At 50.2% G+C, this 20,001-nt stretch carries 11 protein-coding genes; 7 read left to right on the forward strand and 4 right to left on the reverse strand.

Features of this window, described 5'->3' with window-relative positions; genetic code table 11:
* Positions 1-15 precede the first annotated feature (15 nt).
* Genes Q4E93_RS05095 through Q4E93_RS05105 form a run of 3 tightly spaced genes read left to right on the forward strand, consistent with a single transcriptional unit; the run spans position 16 to position 5,324 of the window.
* Positions 16-1,500, forward strand: coding sequence for a sialate O-acetylesterase (locus Q4E93_RS05095; RefSeq protein ID WP_303583097.1), 1,485 nt, complete (start codon positions 16-18; stop codon positions 1,498-1,500).
* A 1-nt stretch (position 1,501) separates the two neighbouring features.
* Positions 1,502-3,919, forward strand: coding sequence for a glycoside hydrolase family 38 N-terminal domain-containing protein (locus Q4E93_RS05100; RefSeq protein WP_303583099.1), 2,418 nt, complete (start codon positions 1,502-1,504; stop codon positions 3,917-3,919).
* Positions 3,912-5,324 (forward strand): SGNH/GDSL hydrolase family protein, encoded by a 1,413-nt coding sequence (locus tag Q4E93_RS05105; RefSeq protein WP_303583101.1) that lies wholly within the window; start codon positions 3,912-3,914, stop codon positions 5,322-5,324. Before Q4E93_RS05100 ends, Q4E93_RS05105 begins: the two co-directional genes overlap by 8 nt.
* Here Q4E93_RS05105 and Q4E93_RS05110 read toward each other — a convergent pair.
* Positions 5,321-6,202, reverse strand: coding sequence for a helix-turn-helix domain-containing protein (locus Q4E93_RS05110; protein ID WP_303583103.1), 882 nt, complete (start codon positions 6,200-6,202; stop codon positions 5,321-5,323). The two genes, Q4E93_RS05105 and Q4E93_RS05110, sit on opposite strands and share 4 nt — an antisense overlap.
* A 23-nt stretch (positions 6,203-6,225) precedes the next feature.
* Between Q4E93_RS05110 and Q4E93_RS05115 the strand changes: the two genes are divergently transcribed.
* Both Q4E93_RS05115 and Q4E93_RS05120 read left to right on the forward strand, forming a co-directional pair.
* On the forward strand, positions 6,226-8,556 hold the full coding sequence (locus Q4E93_RS05115) for an alpha-L-rhamnosidase-related protein (RefSeq protein WP_303583105.1): 2,331 nt from the start codon (positions 6,226-6,228) through the stop codon (positions 8,554-8,556).
* Between the two features lie 100 nt (positions 8,557-8,656).
* The gene (locus Q4E93_RS05120) at positions 8,657-11,731 is read left to right on the forward strand and encodes a sensor histidine kinase (protein WP_303583107.1); all 3,075 of its coding nucleotides are present in this window, start codon (positions 8,657-8,659) and stop codon (positions 11,729-11,731) included.
* On the opposite strand, the gene Q4E93_RS05125 is transcribed toward Q4E93_RS05120, so the two are convergent.
* The gene (locus Q4E93_RS05125; protein WP_303583109.1) at positions 11,721-12,371 is read right to left on the reverse strand and encodes a response regulator; all 651 of its coding nucleotides are present in this window, start codon (positions 12,369-12,371) and stop codon (positions 11,721-11,723) included. The two genes, Q4E93_RS05120 and Q4E93_RS05125, sit on opposite strands and share 11 nt — an antisense overlap.
* Before the next feature lie 309 nt (positions 12,372-12,680).
* On the opposite strand from Q4E93_RS05125, the gene Q4E93_RS05130 reads away from it, so the two are divergent.
* Positions 12,681-13,115 (forward strand): histidine kinase, encoded by a 435-nt coding sequence (locus Q4E93_RS05130; RefSeq protein ID WP_303583111.1) that lies wholly within the window; start codon positions 12,681-12,683, stop codon positions 13,113-13,115.
* Between the two features lie 142 nt (positions 13,116-13,257).
* The gene (locus Q4E93_RS05135; protein ID WP_303583113.1) at positions 13,258-15,714 is read left to right on the forward strand and encodes an ABC transporter permease; all 2,457 of its coding nucleotides are present in this window, start codon (positions 13,258-13,260) and stop codon (positions 15,712-15,714) included.
* A gap of 29 nt (positions 15,715-15,743) precedes the next feature.
* On the opposite strand, the gene Q4E93_RS05140 is transcribed toward Q4E93_RS05135, so the two are convergent.
* Entirely contained in the window at positions 15,744-18,863 is a 3,120-nt protein-coding gene (locus Q4E93_RS05140) for an efflux RND transporter permease subunit (protein WP_303583115.1), read from the reverse strand.
* A 28-nt stretch (positions 18,864-18,891) separates the two neighbouring features.
* Positions 18,892-19,986, reverse strand: coding sequence for an efflux RND transporter periplasmic adaptor subunit (locus tag Q4E93_RS05145; RefSeq protein ID WP_303583117.1), 1,095 nt, complete (start codon positions 19,984-19,986; stop codon positions 18,892-18,894).
* Positions 19,987-20,001: the final 15 nt, after the last annotated feature.

Consider the following 20,001-nt stretch of genomic DNA (forward strand, 5'->3'; position numbering starts at 1 on the left):
ATTTGGAGAATAGTTATGAAAAAAATCATTTTACTGTGGATGGGGCTGGGCCTGGTTGCGAATATTTGCTATGCCGACGGCTTACAGCTGGGCAGCGGGTTGCAGGATAATATGGTGGTCCAGCAGAACAGGCCACTCACTGTTTGGGGTCGGGCCGGGGCCGGCGTTACGGTGCAGATCCGGCCTGATTGGATGCCAGATGGCGTGACGGTGAGGGCTGACGGGTCCGGCAGCTTTGCAGGGATCGTTGAAGTGCCGGCCATCCGGGCCGGAGACTACCGGCCACATAATATCGAGGTCACCAGCGGAGCTTCACAGGAAGTGCTCCATAATATCCTGATCGGCGAGGTCTGGCTTTGCAGCGGACAATCGAATATGCAGTTCAGCATGAAGGAAGTGACGGATTCCACCAGGGAGGTGTCCGCTGCCGCACACCCGCATCTCCGGCTGTTGAATGTGGGGCTTAATTTCAGCGCAAGCCCCATCGATTCCTTTGCGGGGAAATGGGTGGAATGCAACCCTGCGACGGCCAGGGATTTTTCCGCCGTGGGTTATTATTTCGGAAAGGAATTGCTGGAGACACTGAACGTGCCAGTAGGGGTCATCTTCTCCGGCATCGGCGCCAGCGCTGCGCAGGCCTATGTGCCGCAGCCCAAATTGATGGCGGACACACAGCTCAACCATATATATCTGCAGCCCTATCTCAACAGCCCAAGGTCGAAAGAGGCCATCAACGGGGGCTTCAGCTTTGAAAAGGTCACCCGGCCCTTCCTTTTGTACAATGCCATCATCTACCCGTTGAGGCATATTTCCCTTCGGGGGATCTGCTGGTACCAGGGAGAGGCTAACAGGAAGGAAAGGAAAAGCTATACCCGGCTGACCCAGACCTTGATACAGAGCTGGCGGGACCTGTTCGGAGATTATGACCTGCCTTTTTATTATGTGCAGGTCGCGCCTTTCTTCCTGGACAAGGAAGATCCCGTACTGGCGGACTATGCCTTTTTCAGGGAGGCGCAGGAAAAAGTGTCGGCGCTGAACAATACGGCCATGATCACGACCATCGACGTGGGGGAAGCGAAAAATCTGCATCCCCACAACAAGAAGCCTATTGGCATCCGGCTGGCCAGGACAGCGCTTAACAGGACCTATGGCCGGCTGGATACGGTCTGGCGAGGCCCGCAGTACCAGCATATGGAGGTGGAAGGGGAAAAGATCAGGCTATTCTTCGAACCCGGTACGACCAGCGGCGGTCTGGCCGCCGACGATGGCGGAAATCCTACTCACTTTATGATAGCAGGCGCGGACCAGCAGTTCTATCCGGCGGAGGCCAGGATCGAAGGCGACCAGATCCTGGCCTGGTCCGAAAAGGTCAGGCGGCCCGTGGCGGTCAGATATGCCTTTACGAACTATCCAGTTACGACCCTACATAACGGTGCAGGCTGGCCGGTGATCCCCTTCCGGACGGACAACTGGACCGAGCCTGCACCGAAAACTAATTAAGATGAAGAGACTGGCAACTGCGATCCTTTGTTTTACCTTGCTCCGGACCTCGGCGCAGAAAGCGTTTTTCATTGACGGCTATCACGGCGGTATCTACGGGCACCTTCCTTCCTGGCAGACGCGGTTCATGGTGGACAAGCTGGCTGAGCATCCTGACTGGAAGATCAACCTGGAGCTGGAGCCTGAATCGTGGGACAGCGTCGCCCTTTCGGACCCTGCTGCTTATGCTGCTTTCCGCGGGCTGCTGGCCGACCAGTCCTCCCAGGGACGCATAGAATATGTGAACCCTGCCTACGGCCAAAGCTATATGTACAATATATCCGGGGAAAGCATTATCCGCCAGTTCCATTACGGGATACAAAAGCTTCGTCAGCACTTCCCCGGGATGATCTTTTCCACTTATTCTTCGGAGGAGCCCTGTTTCACCAGCGCCTTGCCGCAGCTGTTGAAGTCGTATGGGTTCAAATATGCTTCGTTAAAGAACCCGAACACCTGCTGGGGTGGCTATACCCGGGCCTTTGGGGGAGAGTTGATCGATTGGGTCGGACCCGATGGGTCATCGATCCTCGCTGTACCCAGATATGGCATCGAGGCGCTGAAGCCCCGGAGTATCTGGGAGACCATTGCATCGGGTAATGATTCAGGTTATATTATGAGCGCATTGCATGCGGGTATCCTGCACCCCGCCGGCATGTGTTTGCAGGATGCGGGTTGGGACTTTGGTCCCTGGCTGAAAGGCGGTGGCTATCGGCCGACGGTGTATGAGACGTGGAGAGGGTACATCGAAAACAGAACGAACGCCAGGGCGGACCGGCGCTGGAATTTCTCGCAGGAGGATGTGCAGGTAGGATTGATGTGGGGGGCGCAAGTCTTGCAGCGAATTGCCAGGGAGGTCAGATCGTCGGAAAACGAAGTGATCATGACGGAAAAGATAGCCGCGCTGGCCGGGGCCTGGAAGGATGTCGCCTGGCCGGAAGACCCGTTCGCTGCCGCGTGGAGGACTTTATTGCTATCGCAGCATCACGATTGCTGGATCGTTCCCTACAATGGCAAGCCGGGTGATACCTGGGCGGATAAGGTTGTCCGGTGGACGGACTATACCAACGCTGTTTGCGACAGCATCGCGAAGCGCGATCTGCAAATATTGTCGGGTGGAGCAGGAGACTACGTAAGGGTATATAATACAACGGCAACCCCCAGAAATGAATATGTACGTTATGGAGACAGGCGGTTTTTGGCAAACGTTCCGCCGATGGGATATGCAAGTTACAGGCTGAATACAATAAAAACCCTCAGGTCCGGCGCGTCGCTGCGGCGGCTGGGCAATGGCGACTATAGCATCGAGACTGATCTTTACAGGATAAGGATCGATCCGGCAAGAGGTGGACTCATCACCAGCTGGGTCGCAAAGCAATTGGGCAACAAAGAGTTCGTCGAAGGGGGGAAAGGATTGAACGAGCTAAGGGGTAATTTTTACAACGACGGCGGAATGCGGTCGAGCGCCGAGGCGGCGGCGGAGGTTCGCATCCTGGAAGAAAGGCCCGAAGAAATAAGTGTCGATATCCGGGGCCTGATCGCCGGCCATCCCTTCAGCCAGGTGCTGACGGTCCGGCAAGGACAACGCCGGGTCGACCTGCATTTGAAGATCGACTGGAAAGGCAATACGGCCATCGGAGAATATTTCGAGGTTCCGAAAAACGAAGAAGTCAGAAAAGCCTATTACGACGACCGCTACAAGCTGCTGGCTTTGTTCCCGCTGAACCTCTCTTCGCAAAAAGTATTTAAGAACGCGCCTTTTGATGTCTGCGAAAGCAGGCTCGGCAATACATTTTACAATCGATGGGACAGCATCAAGAACAACGTACTATTGAACTGGGTTGACGTAACCGACGGGGCAGGCGAATACGGGATGGCCCTGCTTTGCGACCATACGACGAGCTATGCCCATGGCCAGGACTTCCCGCTGGGGCTGACCATACAATATTCCGGCAACGGCATCTTTTACAGGGACTACCAGATCAGCGGCGCTTCAGAGCTGAACTATGCCTTGATACCGCACGCGGGCAAGTGGGACCGGGCGGGCATCTGGACGGAAGGAACAAAATGGAATGAACCGCTGCTGGTGACTCCGGCCCGGACTGGCGGAGACCGATCTTTGCTGCAGACCGTGGAAGGAGTGGAGTTTTCCTCCCTAACTACGTCTGGCAAAGATCTCACCGTACGGGTGTTCAATGCGGAGTCGAAAAGCCCTATACTGCCTGTTTACCTTGGATTTGAAGCGAAGCGCGCGATAGAAGTGGAGCTTGACGGCCATCGTATCAGGGAGCTGCAGATCCATATAGACAAGAAAGGACGCCGCTGGATAGCGATCACCGTCCCAAGATTCGGCATCAGAACGATAAAATTCGAACATGTATAGAAAATTGCTTTTTGTTGTGGCGTTGTTCGCCGGAGAGCATTCAGCCTTTGCGCAGACCATGGTGTCATCAGACGCCTTAATGCCGATGAAGCCTTTCGAGACCGGCGAAAGGGTTGCTTTCGTGGGCAACAGCATCACGGAGGCGGGTTATTATGAGTCCTACGTATGGCTCTATTATATGCTTCATTACCCGGGCCGGCGCATCACGGTCTACAACTGCGGCATCGGCGGCGACCGGGCAAAGAATATGCTCTATCGCCTGGACGACGATGTTCTTGCGAAGAAGCCGACGACCATCTGTCTGACCTTCGGCATGAACGACTCCGGATATTATGAGTTCTTGTCTTCCAACGCCGACTCAACTGCGAAGGAGAGGGTCAGGGAAAGCCGGCTGTTCTTTGATACGATCGAACAAAAGCTGAAGGCTTACACACCAGCAAAAAAGGTACTGATCACCTCTTCCCTTTACGATGAGACGGTGAAGAACCCAAAGAACTATTTCCCAAAAAAGAGCCTGGCGATGGATGAGATCAGCGCTTTCCAGCAAAGTGCTGCCAGGGCCAACCACTGGGGAATGGTGGATTTCTTTCATCCGATGACCGCAATTACCCTGCGCGAACAGAAAAGGGATTCGACATTTACGCTCACCGGCCCCGACCGGATCCATCCCGGTAATGCGGGGCATTTCGTAATGGCCTATCTTTTCTTAAAAGCACAGGGACTGGCGGGTAAGCCGGTGGCGGAAATAGTGATCGATGCTGCGGGAAAGAAGATAGGGAAGGCGGTGAATTGTCAGCTGTCCGGCCTGACCGTTGTGCCCGGAGAGGTGAAGGTGGACTACCTGGCCGGATCTCTGCCTTTTCCCCAGGATAGCATCCCCAGACTTCGGGATAATCCGCAGCGACAGACAGGAGCGCTGGATGTCGTACCCTTCAACGAAGAGATGAACCGGGAGATGCTGACTGTCGGGGGACTGGCTGCCGGCGAATATACATTGACGATCGACCAGGTGCAGGTGGGGAAATGGACGGGAGATCAACTTTCGGGAGGGATCAACCTGGCCCTGGTGAAAAACACCCCGGAATATGAGCAGGCGATGGCGGTGCTGTGGCTGAATGAGGAAAGGATGGAACTGGAATCCAAATTAAGGGCTTATTATTGGCTGCAGTTTAACTTTTTCCGGGACAACGGCCTGTATTTTTCCGACAATGGGGCTGCTATGGATTCCCTCAATGTGACTGCTGAGAAAAACTGGTTTGTAGCCTCGAAGAAGGATAATTATCGTGCTGCGCGTTATGCTGCGGTGCGACGGAGCTGGCAAAAGGAAATGGATGTACTGGTGAACGAGATCTACCTGGTCAACCAGCCGCGCAAGCATACGATCCGGATCAAAAAAGTCAGTTAGAAGAAAACCCTTTCACCAACATTACCGTGTTTGGCACGAAAGTCTTTAGGGGTAAGGCCTTTCTCCCGTTTGAACGTGCGATTGAAATTGGAGATATTCGTGAAGCCGCACGAGACGGCAATATTCGTGATGGGATCCTTGGTGTCGATGAGGAGCCGGGAGGCATGACCGAGGCGTATGTCGTTCAGGAAGTCAACGAAATTTACGCCCGTCTTTGCCTTGAAGAAGCGGCTGAAAGCCGTCTCGGCCATATTGACGAGGTCCGCTGCCTCCGCCAGGCGGATGGGTCGGCTGAAATGGGCATTCATAAATTCAATGAGCTTTTCCATGCGTAGGCTGTCCATATAGATGTAATCCGCGTTGTAGATCTTTTCGCCGGATAGGCAGCGAGAGCCCGTGGACAGCGACAGCTCGTTGAGAATGGACATGAGTTCGATGACGGAGTCGAAACCGGTCTTGTGCTCCAGTTCTTTAAGCCGTGGAGCGAGATGCCGGATGGTTTCTTTCGAAAAAAGGATCCCTTTAAGCGACTGCTCGAAGAGGTTTCTCACGGAACTAAGCTGTGTTCTTTTGAGAAAGACCTCATGAAAAAGGTCGCGATGGAATTGGATGGTTATTTCAAAGATCTCTGTCTTGCATTTATGGGTAAACCAGGCATGGGGGATATTTGGGCCGATGAGCACCAGCTCCAGGTCCTCGATCTCTTCCACGCTGTCTCCCACGATCCGTTTGACACCCTTGGCATTTTCGATGAAATTCAGTTCATATTCTTCATGGTAATGCACAGGAAAGTCAAACTCTGTTTTATACCTGGCAAACAGAGAGAAACAATCTGACTTCGTTAATGGCGGCGCCTCTTTGAGGATCGATCTTGACATAACAACCTAAAATTAACATAATAATGAATACTTTTTTTGGTTTCCTACTAGGGCTTTTTGGTTTTTTGCCAGCTCAAACCAGGCCATGGAGCGCCAATTGGATTGCCGCGCCGAATGACCCCGGAAATGAGTATGGGGTCTATTATTTCCGGAAAAATATCGACCTGGCCGCCAGGCCTGCCAGTTTTATCATTCATGTATCGGCTGACAACCGGTATAAATTGTATATCAACGGCACGTTGGTGTCCCTGGGGCCGGCGCGGGGAGATACCTATTACTGGAACTATGAAACAGTGGACCTCGCACCCTACCTTGTCGCAGGAAAGAACATCGTGGCGGCGCTGGTATATAACGAAGCTGAAAGCCGTCCGGAGGCACAGATCACGGTGAGGACCGCGTTCATCGTACAAGGGAACTCTTCCCGTGAGGAGATCCTGAACACCAATGACACCTGGAAATGCATCCGGGATAAGGGATATCAGCCTATTACGGGTTTTTTTGCTGCCAGTACAGGGGAATTGGTGGATATGAACCAATCCGTTAAAGGCTGGACGGCTGTTGATCTTGATGACAGCAGCTGGCCTTTTGCGGCTAATTTATTCCAGGGCCGTGCCAAGGGTTCAGGTGACGGATTTGGCTGGATGTTGGTGCCTTCGTCGCTGCCCCAGATGGAACTGACGTATCAGCGAATACCTGTGGTGCGTAAAGCGATGGGAATATCGCTTCCTTCCGCATTTCCGGCATCGAAAACACCCGTTACTATCCCTGCCAACGCTACCGTCTCTTTCCTCCTGGATCAAACCTACCTGACCAGCGCGTATATAAACTTACATTTCAGCAAAGGCAAGGATGCCGGTGTTTCAATGCGATATGCTGAATCGCTCTTTGACGATGTAAAGAAGTACGGCGACCGTAAAGGCAACCGGAATGATGTGGAAGGCAAAGACTTCAACGGGCGAAAGGACAGCCTGATCTCCGACGGGAGCGCGGGCCAATCTTTTACGACCCTTTACTGGAGAAGCTTTCGTTATATCCTTGTAACGGTGCATACCCAAAATGAGCCGCTGGTGCTGGATGACCTGTATGGCATTTTCACAGGCTATCCTTTTAAATTTAACGCGGCGTTCAACACCGACAATAGGGAGATCAGGAAGATCCTGGAAATAGGGTGGAGGACTGCCCGGCTATGCGCCATGGAAACCTATTTCGATTGTCCTTATTATGAGCAATTGCAGTACATCGGTGATACGCGCATCCAGGCAATGGTCAGCTACTACAACAGCGGGGACGACCGGTTGGCGCGCAATGCCATTGACCTGATGGACCATTCACGCATTCCGGAGGGAGCTACGCAAAGCAGGTGGCCTACCCATAGCACGCAGATCATATCCACCTTTTCTTTATGGTACATCGGTGTGCTGCACGATTACTGGATGTATAGGGCTGACAGTAATTTTATCAGGGAAAAGCTGGCCGGGCAGCGCGCTGTATTGGACTTCTTCACTAAATACCAGGGGGCGGACGGTTCGTTGATAGGCACTCCCTATTGGACTTTTATCGACTGGGTGGGTGGCAAAGGATGGGATTTCGCGCAGCCTCCAAAAGGCAGCGATGGCAGTTCTGCCATTCTTGATCTGCAGCTGCTGATGGCCTACCAGTGGGCAGCCGAACTGGAATCCAATATGGGCATGGCCGGATATACTGCCCTGTACCGGGAAAAAGCGGCGCAGCTGAAACAAACCATCCAGGCCAAATACTGGAATACGGCCAGGAAATTGTATGCGGACACGAAGGAAAGAGACGTCTATTCGCAGCATGCCAATGCGCTGGCGATATTGGCGGGATTAGTGAGCAAGGCGGACATGCCCGGGGTATGCAGAGGGCTTTTGACAGATAGCACCCTGACCCAATGCACCATCTACTTTAAGTACTACCTGCACCAGGCGCTGGTGGCGGGCGGCTTTGGAGACGATTACCTCAAATGGCTCGATGTCTGGAGGGATAATATCAAAATGGGATTAACCACCTGGGCTGAAATATCCGATCTGCCAAACAGCCGTAGCGACTGCCACGCCTGGGGCGCCAGTCCCAATATTGAATTCTTCCGGATAGTGCTGGGCATCGACAGCGATGCGCCAGGTTTCCGTAAAATAAAAATTGAGCCGCATTTGGGAGAGTTGGCCAATGTAAGCGGCGAGATACCCCATCCGAATGGAAAGGTTGCCGTTGCATATGGCCTGGATAAAGGAAAATGGACGATAAAGATAGATTTGCCTGAAAAGACGACTGGTGTCTTTTTATGGAAGGGGAAGAGATACCAGCTGAGGGCAGGGGAGAACCGGTGGGTAATGTAATATATTGATTATTAATCGTATAAATATATGCGGGTTTTCTCTATACTAAGAGTATTATTGCAAATTTGTAGTAAATTTACTACAGTTTGCCATCCAGCTTATGAGGAGAAAATTCTTGTTACTATTCTGTTTTATCGGAATAGGTGTCGAATGGGCGCAGGCTCAGAACAGCGGGAGCGATCTCTCTTCTGCGGATAGGAACAATTATGATGTCAAACAATACAACAGCGAGAATGGTCTGCCTCAAAACAGCGCCACCGGCCTGTTGTTGGACAAAAATAATTTCCTATGGATAACCACGCAGAATGGCCTGGTGAGATTTGACGGCCGTCGCTTCAGAATATACGATAAGTCCAATACGCCTGCTATAAGATCCAACCGGTTCTCCGTCATCGCCGAATCGGCGCAAAGGGAAGTACTGCTGGGTTCATCCTTCGATCCGTCTGAAATTTATAAAGTGGGGCAGGATTATAACGTGGTTGTCGATACCGCAAGAACACGTATCCCCCATAAGTTTCTCCATATTAATTCAAAGGGCATTTTTGATTGCACGCCTCTGTTCAACTATTATGCAAGGTCCAGGAACGGTATTGACACCGTATTCCTGAATGTTTTATGTGCATCTGAGACATTCGCGGTCCTGAACGACCATGAAATAGTTGTTCGTGACAGATTGAACGAATGGTATTACCTCAACAATGTATCCGCCGAAGTGAACAAATTACCAGTGAGTTTTAAGGATGGCAACGTTCATTTCTTCTTCCTCAACGGAATATTTTGTGTTTTCTCGGATAAAGGGGAACGGCGCTTTTTTAAACATGGCAGGGAGACCACCTTACAGGTGGACAGGACATTATCCACCCTGCTAAAGAATGTTTTTTCCATGCCCGGGCTCGATCTTAGGATCGGCCCCGGCGGGGACCAGGTGATAATAAGGCAACAGAATGATATTTATGAATTAAGCCTCCACAATGACGTCGTGAGAGCAGAACTTATTTTTCAGGACCTGAAGGTCCTGGACAAACTGATCCCTACCTCTTTCCTGTTCGACAGGAAAAACAGGCGGCTTTTTATTGCCACCGTCACTACGGGATTTATTGTGGTTACCAGAAAATTATTCACGACAGTAACCTTTAACTCCTCCGATCGTCTCGATAATGCTTTTAAGGCCTTCCTTTTGCTTCCCGGAAAGAAGATCCTTACGCAGAACGGGATCCTGGATAAAAGCAATGGGAACAACCATCTTTTATTTAAAGGGGATCTGCGGCCCGACGGTAATTGTTTTTATAAGGCGAGCGATAGATCGATCTGGTTAAGCAGGGGAAAGCGATTGCATATTTATGACAGTAGTTTTTCCCGGGAGTTATCCGTGGATAGCCTTCCCCTGGACTCCTATATTGGCTGCATTATTGAAGATGGCAGGCATACTGTCTGGGTTAGCACGCTTACTTCCCTGTTAAAAATAGAAGGTGGCAAGCTGCAATATGTTTTTAAGCGATATCCTCCGTTTGTCACTCATAATATTGAATCGATTGCGGAAGTATCACCAGGGACATTATGGATCACCTCCCGGGATGGCATTTACGCTTATGATATTGGTAAGGATAGCATCTGGGAAAAGCCTGTTCTTCCCCATATATATGCCCGGAATATTTACAGGGCCAGGGACAGTAGCATCTGGGTATCCACCTACGGGAATGGATATTATAAGTATCTAAAGGGCCAGTTCATTGCGCTGCCTATGGATCCGCAGAATTACCTGTCTACCGCCCATACTTTCCTGGAGGACGACAGTGGTTTTTTCTGGATCAATACTAACCATGGATTGTTCAGGGCCAGGAAAAAGGATCTGGATGACTTTACGATCGGCAGGAATAACAGCTTGTTTTATTACTATTTCGATAAATCATACGGGTTTAATACCAACGAGTTCAACGGAGGATGTAATCCTGCGTCACAGGTGGACGATGAAGGGAATTTTTACTTTCCCTCCCTCGACGGGATCGTTTATTTTAATCCCCGCATGGTGCATCCGGATATGCCAGACAGTGAGATCTTTGTGGATGATTTCTTCGTCGATTCGCTGAAACTCGATCACAGGAAGCACCTTAGCTTAAAGCCTGATTTCCAGCGGATCGTTATAGATATCACTACTCCATTCTATGGGCTGGAAGAGAACCTGAAACTTGAATATAAGCTTGAATCCAAGGGAGGAAAATGGTTCCCAGTCAACAGGGATGGCAGGATCACGATCAACAGGCTGCCTTATGGGAAGTATGAGCTTTCGGTGAGAAAGAATTATGGTACCATGGGAGATCAGTTCACTAATATGGCTATAATTTTCGAAGTGCTGCCCCATTGGTATAATACCTGGATCTTCTATTCGTTGCTGGCGCTGGCGGCCTGCAGTCTGCTGTTCCTTTTGTATAAACTAAGGACCAGGATACTTCTGCAACAGAATAGGCGGCTGCAGATGAAAGTAGACGAAAGAACTTCCGAACTGGAGCAAAGTACGCTGATAAAAGAAAGGCTGCTTTCTGTTATCATGCATGACATGCGGTCCCCCATGTTTTCACAGGCCCTTATGATCGACCATTTGCAAAGGAATTATCACAAGTTCAGCGGTCAGGAGTTAAGCGAACTGTTTTTTTTGTTGAAGGATTCCAGCAACAGGATCTGCCAGTTCAGCACTGATTTTCTCATCTGGTACGATAGTCAGAAGCAGGGGTTTTCGATCAGGAAAGAAAATATTATGTTGCTTGATTTTATAAAAGAGACTACTGTACTTTACAGGGACATCGCCCTTAGAAAGGGGTTAGACTTCAAATGCGATATTCCGCCCGGACTGGTGTTGATTTCAGACAAGAATATACTTGCTATCGTTGTCCGGAACCTGGTTGATAATGCCATTAAATACACCGGATCCGGAAGCATTTGCATCAGCGCCAGTCAAAAGGATGGACATATGCATATACAAGTGAAAGATACGGGGCAGGGGATGACTGCTTCAAGAATATCGGAGATAAAATCTTTCGGTGAAAAAGAAATAAACGGGACGGCCACTACATTTGGATACCGGTTTATTATGGAACTTGTACGAAAATTAAATGGAGAAGTGGAGATAGATTCAGCACCTGCAGGCGGCACGACGGTGGTAGTGAGCCTCAAAGTTTAGAAATTTCCAATTGATACATCCTGGCCAGTTCATCCAGCTCACGAAGCGTCTTTATTTTCAGCTTTTCGAATATTCTAGTCTTATATGTTCCGACTGTGGAGGAATGGATATTCAGTATCTTTTTAATTTCCAGGAGCGAATAACCGTGCAGTAAGTATTTGACAGTCTGGATCTCTCTGTCCGAGAGCCTTTCAAAAGGGTTGTCCGCACCTTTTTTCGAGAGCATATCCTCGCTGAGGTCTTTTCTGACTTTCTTGCTGATGTAAATATCTCCCTTTAATACACAAGTGATGGCTCTTCTTATCTCTTCGGCCCTGGATTCCTTATTCAGATATCCAAGGACGCCCAATTTGATAAATCTTTTCGCATATAATTCTTCCGAATTCATGCTGTAAATAAGGATCCTTGAATGCTCTCTGTAGGCAAGCAGGTTAGTAACCAGGGTGATAGAATCCGTATCGGGCATATTGATATCCAGAACGATCAGTTCATAATCGTTTTTTTTAACACAAGAAATTACTTCGTCTCCATTGGAGGCCTCATCAATAACCGTCGATGGAAGAAGGTCTTGAATGATTAGTTTTATGCCGGATCTGACGATCGTATGATCGTCAGCTATTAACACCCTGTTTGTTCCCATATCTATATTTTGACGCTTTTCAGGCGGATACGGTATTTAAAATTACTTATTTTTTCAATATCTTATAATTTAATGATTTTCAACTATTTAAGATTATGTGGGTAGGTGCACTTGTAGAAAGAACACGACAAAAAATAATGAAATTCCGTTGTTGCTTTACATCATGAAAAGCGGTAGTCGATGGCTGTGTCGTTAATTTGCTACAATAGTTGATTTAAAATATTTCTAGCTTACTTCTGAATGAAAAGCCAACCTGATCCGTACCCTATTAAGCTTGTATCAGTTTTTTTTACGCTATAAATTCTTTTTATGACTGAGAAAAGGGTGCCGGAGCAAGCCATTCCATGCGCGAAAATATCGCTGCACAACCTTGTCTCCGAGTTGGTGCAAAGCTTCTTGCCATTGACGGTAAAGCGTCATAATCTTGTTCTGAACGAAGTTCCCCGCGATCTGTTCGTCGGCGCAGACGAGAACATGCTGGCGTATGTGCTCTGGAATCTGATGAATGGAGCCATTCACAGTACGCAAAACGAGTGTATTCACATAGAAGCCATCGCTATGGGTGACCGTATGATGATCCGGATCAAGGATGTGGGCACTTATTTTCATCATGCTATTTCCAGGGAGTACAGGCAGGTGCAGCATGTGGCCGAAAAGCTGGGCGGCAGGATCAGTATCGAAAATGGTAAGGATTATGGAACAAATGCAGCTTTCTGCATCTCCAGCAATCTGCTGGCTGCCTGAGGACTTGTAATCGACTAATTGTAAACTATTAGGCAAAATGGATGTTCGCTCCGGCGAACGAGTCAGCCCTCGTTGAAACCAAACAGAAAAGCCCTCCTGACTTTGTCAGGGGGGCTTTAGTTTTGTATCTTGTCCTTACAATATGGTAAGAAATTTCCTGCGAATCGCCTTCCGCAACCTGTCCCACCGCCGGGGTTACAGTCTGCTGAACATCCTGGGGCTAACGGCAGGTATCACATGCTGCCTCCTTATCTTTGAATATGTGGCTTTTGAAAGGAGCTATGATACCTTTCATGAAAAGGTCGACAGGATCTTCCGCGTACAGGATGTGGAGTATGAGAACGGAAAGCTGGTGGTCCCATGTGCTGCGGCGATGCCTGCCGTAGCGCCCACTATGAAACGCGACTTCCCGGAAGTGGAGAATGCCTGCCGGATCTACAAGACTGATTTTTTACTGACCAATGACGTCCGAAATATAAAGCTGCGGGAGCCGGCGGTTTATTTTGCGGATGCTGCCATACTGGACATGTTCCACCTGCCTCTTCAGGAAGGGGATCCGGGGACGGCGCTTACGGGGCTGGGAAAGATCATTCTCTCGGAGGGGGAGGCGCGGAAATATTTCGGGAAGGAAGACCCTTTGGGAAAAGTATTAAACAGCCATTATGGCGGCCGCATCCGGCCGCTGGAAGTGACAGGGGTCTTCCGGGACTTTCCGGCCAATTCCCATCTGAAGCTCAGCGTGATCATATCATATCCAACGCTTAGCCAGTATAGGGGTACCTATGGCAAGACGGACGATCCTGTGGAGACCAGCTGGAGCTGGCCGTATTTCTATACCTATGTGCTGCTACGGAAGGGGACAGACCCACAGCGTCTCGCGGCCAAACTCCCGGCTTTTATCGACAAATACTACAATGACCTACCGGAGAACAAAAGCCATAACGATCGGTTCTCCCTGAGTTTAATGCCCCTGCGGGATATCCACCTGTATTCCCACTATGCACAGGAAGCAGAGCAGAATGGTGACGGGCAATCCGTGTCTTATTTATTGCTCATCGCCTTTTTTATCATCGGGATCGCCTGGATCAATTTCGTCAATCTTGCTACCGCGCGCTCGCTGGAGCGGGCCCGGGAAGTAGGGGTGCGCAAGGTCCTGGGGGCCATGCGGCGTGAGCTGATCCGGCAGTTCCTGCTGGAAAGCCTGTTGCTGAACCTGATGGCCCTGGCGACGGCTTTGGTCGTCACGCTGGCATTGAACCCTTTCTTCGGCCGATTTATAGGGCGGCCCCTGGACCTCCTGTTTTCACTGCCTGCAGTTTACTGGGGAAGTTTTGCTGCGCTGTTCCTCACAGGCACCTTCCTGTCTGGCATCTACCCGGCGCTCGTGCTGTCCCGTTACCTGCCGGTGAATGTGCTGAAAGGTTCGTTCAGGAATGCAGCCGGGGGAAAATGGTTGCGGAAAAGCCTGATCGTGGGCCAGTTTGCGGCTTCCATCATCCTTATCGCAGGGACGATGATTGTTTACAAGCAAGTGAACTATATGCGCAGCCAGAAGCTTGGAGCCGATATAGATCAGACCCTCGTGGTGAAAGGCGCCAGTGCAGGATTGACGGACTCGGCGTACCAGGACTTCTTCCAGTCATTCAAGGGTGAGGTCTTGCAGGTGAAGGGCGTAAGGAGCATCACCGCTTCTTCCAATGTAATGGGCCAGGAGATACTGTGGTCTACAGACTGGAACAGGATGAGCGGCGCCGACCGGCATGTGTTCACGCTTTTCATGGTAGGGGTAGATGACGATTTTATCAGGTCCTACGGTCTTAAGCTCGTGGCCGGACGAAATTTCTCCCGGTCTTTTGTCAGCGACCGCAGGTCCGTGGTCCTGAATGAATCAGCCGCACGCGAATTGGGTTTTCCTTCACCGCAAGCGGCCATCGGGCAATTAGTGGAAGGAGGCCAGGTCGACATGGACTCCCTGTATATCATCGGGGTGATCGCGGACTACCATAGCGAAAGCCTGCAGAAAGCGATCCAGCCCCTGGTGCTGTTGCCATATCGTGACCGGCGCGGCTATTATTCCATCAAAGTGCAGGCAGCAGAACCGGCTGCCACCATCAAAGCCATTAAAAACATCTGGGACCGGCATTTTCCGGATGATCCTTATACCTATTTCTTTCTGGATGAATTCTTCAGCCGCCAGTATACCGAGAACCAGCATTTCGGAGCCGTGTTCGCACTATTCGCCTTATTGGCTATAGCGATCGCCTGTTTTGGGCTGCTAGGGCTTTCGGCTTATAATGTTTTACAGCGGACCAAGGAGATAGGCATCCGCAAGGCGCTGGGTGCATCGGCTCACAGCCTGCTGTTCCTTTTAACGAAAGATTTCCTCATCCTGGTAGTGATCGCAATGGTCATCTCCATCCCGGTGACCTGGATGGCGATGGAAAGGTGGTTGCAGGGGTTTGCATACCGCATCGGCATCGGTTGGTGGGTGTTTGGTCTGTCGGGCTTGCTCGCGGTGGTCATTGCCTTTGTCACGGTGGGGGGCCAGTCGTTGAAGGCGGCGATGAAGAATCCGGTGGATAGTTTGCGTACCGAATGAGGGCCTTCTCCCAGGAAAAGGCGACGCCATTAGCCGGCGGCGGCCGTCAGCGTATTCCTTCCATGCACCCGCCTGTACAACAGCTCGACAATGATGGGAAAGATCAGCAGCGTCAATATAGTCGAGCTGACCAAACCTCCGATTACAACCCTGGCCAGCGGTTTCTGCGTTTCACTGCCGATGCCCGTGGAGACGGCAGCGGGCAGCAGCCCTATCGCCGCCATCAAAGCCGTCATAACAACGGGTCGTATCCTTGACTCGACACCCTGGAAGATGGCTTGTGACAACGAGATCTTATGATGGAGATTTTGCTTAAAGACCGAAATGAGTATCACGCCGTTTTGAATACAGATGCCAAATAAGGCGATAAAACCTATACCGGCCGAGATGCTGAATTCGGTGTTGGTGACATGCAGCGCAAGAATGCCGCCTATCAGCGCAAAAGGCACATTTATCAACACTAACCCCGCATCCAGGGCATTGCCAAAACTGATGAAGAGGAGGATGAAGATGAGTATCAGCACCACCGGCACCACTTGCGCCAGCTTCGCCTGCGCCCTCACCTGGTTTTCGAATTCACCGGCCCAATCGATGCTGAATCCCTTGCCCAGTCTTATCCTGCTGTTTACTTTATCCTGTGCTTCGGCGATCGTGCTGCCCATATCCCTGTTCCGGATGGTGAATTTCACGGCAATAAAGCGGGTATTCTTATCTCTGTACACAAAGGCCGGCCCGGTGATGGTCTTGATCTCGGCAATTTCCTTCAGCGGGATCTTCGAGCCATGCAGGGTAGGGAGGCGAAGGTTGCCGATGGCTTCTTCGTTGTTCCGGTACGGTTCAGGATAGCGGATGCGTATGCTGAATTTCCTTTCCTGTTGGTAAAAGGTCGATGCGCTTTTACCTCCGATGGCCATTTCAATAACGGAATTGGCGTCAGCGGTGGTAATGCCGTACTTACCCATTTTTTGCTCATCCAGCACGATGCTTAATTCGGGCTGTCCCAGGTTGCGCATGACGCCAAGGTCTTCTATGCCTTTTACAGTTTGGAGGATGCCGTAGATGCTATCGGCCAGCTTGTCCAGCTTTTCCAGGTCATTGCCGAAGATCTTAACGGCCAGGTCGGCATTTATCCCTGCCACCGCCTCGTGGACATTATCGATGATGGGCTGGGAATAATTATAGACGACACCCGGGTACTGCCGGAGCTGTTTATCCATTTCATCCACCAGCTCCTCCGTGCTTATTTTTCTCTTCCACTCTTTCTTGGATTTGAGATTCACCTGGCATTGGACATAATAAAAGCCGGACGGGTCCGTGCCGTCATTGCTGCGACCTGTCTGGGATAATACGCCGTTGACCTCGTCGAAGCTGTTCAATATCTTCCTGAACTGGCTTACGAAACCTACCGTTTCAGTGAGCGAGCTGCTCATGGGAAGTTTTGCTTCGACCCACAAAGCGCCTTCGTTTAGCTCGGGCAGGAACTCGCTGCCTAAGTATTTAAAGGAGAACAAAGCCAGCCCCATGATTGAAAAAGCCAGCAGCAAGGCTGTCTTTTTATGGGACATGGTGGTTCTCAACCCATTTATGACGATGCGGTTAAAGAAATTGACAATGGGGTTATTTCTCTCCCTGGCATCCTTCCTCAGCAGGATGCTTGTCAGGACAGGCACCAGCGTAAGCGTAAACAGCAGGGCTCCCAGGAGAGCGAAGCTGAGCGTCCAGGCCAGTGGAGAGAACATTTTTCCTTCAACTTTTTCAAAGGCGAAGATCGGGATCAGGCAGGTGATGATAATGACCTTTGCGAAAAAGATGGCTTTGGCCAGGCTAAAACCCGTTTTGCGGATAATGCTCAATTTTGCCATCTTATTATATCTCTCCATTCCTACCTCATGCGCTTTATGGGCCAGCACCACAAAGAGGCCTTCCACCATTACGACGGCGCCATCTATGATAATACCAAAGTCGATCGCGCCCATCGAGAGCAGGTTAGCAGTCATGCCCTTTAGCTTTAAACAGATAAAGGCAAAGAGCAGGGATAAGGGGATGATGATGGAGACGATCACCGTCGTGCGCCAGTCGAACATAAAGATGAACACGATCAGGGTCACCAGCAAGATGCCTTCGATGAGGTTGTGGCTGATGGTCTCTGTGCAAAAATCCATCAGGTTGTCGCGGTCATAGAAGGTCACCATCCTGATGTCGGCGGGTAATATCTTTTCGTTCAGCTCTTCGACCTTTGCTTTTACCCGTTTCAATACTTCTCTTGGGTTCTCACCCTTCCTCATCACGACGATGCCTTCCACTACATCGTCATTCTCGTCGAGCCCGGCTTGTCCTACGCGGGGAACGTGACTGGGAGTCACTGTAGCGAGGTTTTTTACCAGGATCGGCGTGCCGTTGATATTGTCTACGATGATATTCTCGATGTCCTTGATGTTATCCAGCAGACCGATGCCTCTTACCACATAAGCCTGGCCGTTCTTTTCGATGACATCGCCTCCTACATTGATATTGCTCTTGGACACGGCTGTATATACTTCCAGGGGGGTGATATCGTATTTAGCCAGCATGATAGGGTCGACTGTAATTTCATAAGTACGGTCGGCGCCTCCGAATGCCACCAGGTCGGCTACTCCGGGAATGCTGCGAAGCTGTCGGTCGATGACCCATGTCTGTTCGGTGAGCAGATCCACGGAACTCTTGTTCTTCCCCTGTACTGTATAACGGAAGATCTCGCCGGTGGGCCCATATGGAGGCTGGACTTCGGGCTCTACGTTTTCGGGCAGACTGATATTCTGGAGGAGATTGTTCACCTGCTGCCTTGCGAAGAAATCTTCCACGTCATCGTCGAAAATTATCTTGGTGACAGACAGGCCGAACATGGAGATGGACCGGAGCGTGGATTTTTTTTGCACGGAATTCATGGCGACCTCGATGGGGACGGTGACGAACCGTTCCACTTCCTCCGCACTGCGGCCATTCCATTGCGTTACGATAATGATCTGCGTATTGGTGACGTCGGGGAATGCTTCCAACGGGGTTTTGACATAGCTCCAGATACCCCCGACAATGACCAGCAGCGTCATGAAAAATATAAAGAACCTGTTCTTCAGCGAAAATGTGACTATCCCGGAAATAAACTTGTTCATAAGCTGGGCTTAAATAAGGATGAATGGATTAATTGTTCATGGCGTCGAAGATCAATAACTGGTATTTGGCGACGATCTTTTCGCCTTCCACTAACCCGCTCTTGATATAAGTAGTGTTACCCATCGTCTCGTATACTTCTATCTCACGGGTTTCAATATTGCATTTATCCTTGTATACCATTACAAAGTTCCTGTTCTTGTTGAAAATGATGGCCTCCGACGGGATGGCGGGTAGATGATTTTTTCTGTCGTTATAGAGTATATTTATCTGCGCGAACATTTCCGGCTTTAGAAGATTTTCCTTATTGGATATCTTGATCCGGACCTTCATTACCCGGCTTTGAGGATCGAGGATCGAAAAGATCCTGTCGACCTTGCCTGTGAATGTCTTATCCTTATAGGCGATGACATTTATTTCCGCGTCGTAGCCAACCTTGATCTTTGCAATATCCGTTTCGAACACGTCGGCCATGACCCACACTTCATCCAGGTTTGCAATTATAAAAAAGGGCTGGGTAGCGTCCGCTCTGTAATGCATCTGATCTGTTACGTTTTTTTCCACGACGTAACCCGACACCGGGGCGGTGATCGTTTGTGTGGCGTTGTCCCTGGAGCCGTAGATGGCGTTGGTCTGTTCCATCCGCTTTAAGTCGGCTTTTGCCTTTTCGAGATCTGTTTCGGCCGTCACCAGCTCTTTTTCCGTCGCTAAATTGGACTTGAACATTTCCCTGGCCGAGGCGACGTTTTTTTCGGCGATGCGTACGGTGGACTGGGCGCTGGTGAGCTGGCTTTGATAGTCGGCTATTTCGCTGCTCCTGATAACGGCCAGTGTCTGGCCCTTTTTGACATAGTCACCCAATTGCACTTTCATTTCTTGCACAACACCTCCAACCACGGGAAAGACCTTTACCCATTTATCTTCATTGGCTTCTATCTTTCCGGACAGCGTAATGGCATTATTTACGGCCATTAACCTTACTGAGTCGATCACTACTTTTTTCGCCAACGTATCCGTAAGGCAGAATGTCGTTTTACCTCCTGCGTCAGCCGCTTTTTCTTTACACGAGCAGGTTGAGAGAAGGGCGCATATAATGATAAGAATATTCAATTTACTTCCGGTCATATTTGTCCTTTTAAG

It is taken from the genome of Flavitalea plasmicola (genome assembly GCF_030546645.1).
Lineage (GTDB): Bacteria > Bacteroidota > Bacteroidia > Chitinophagales > Chitinophagaceae > Puia.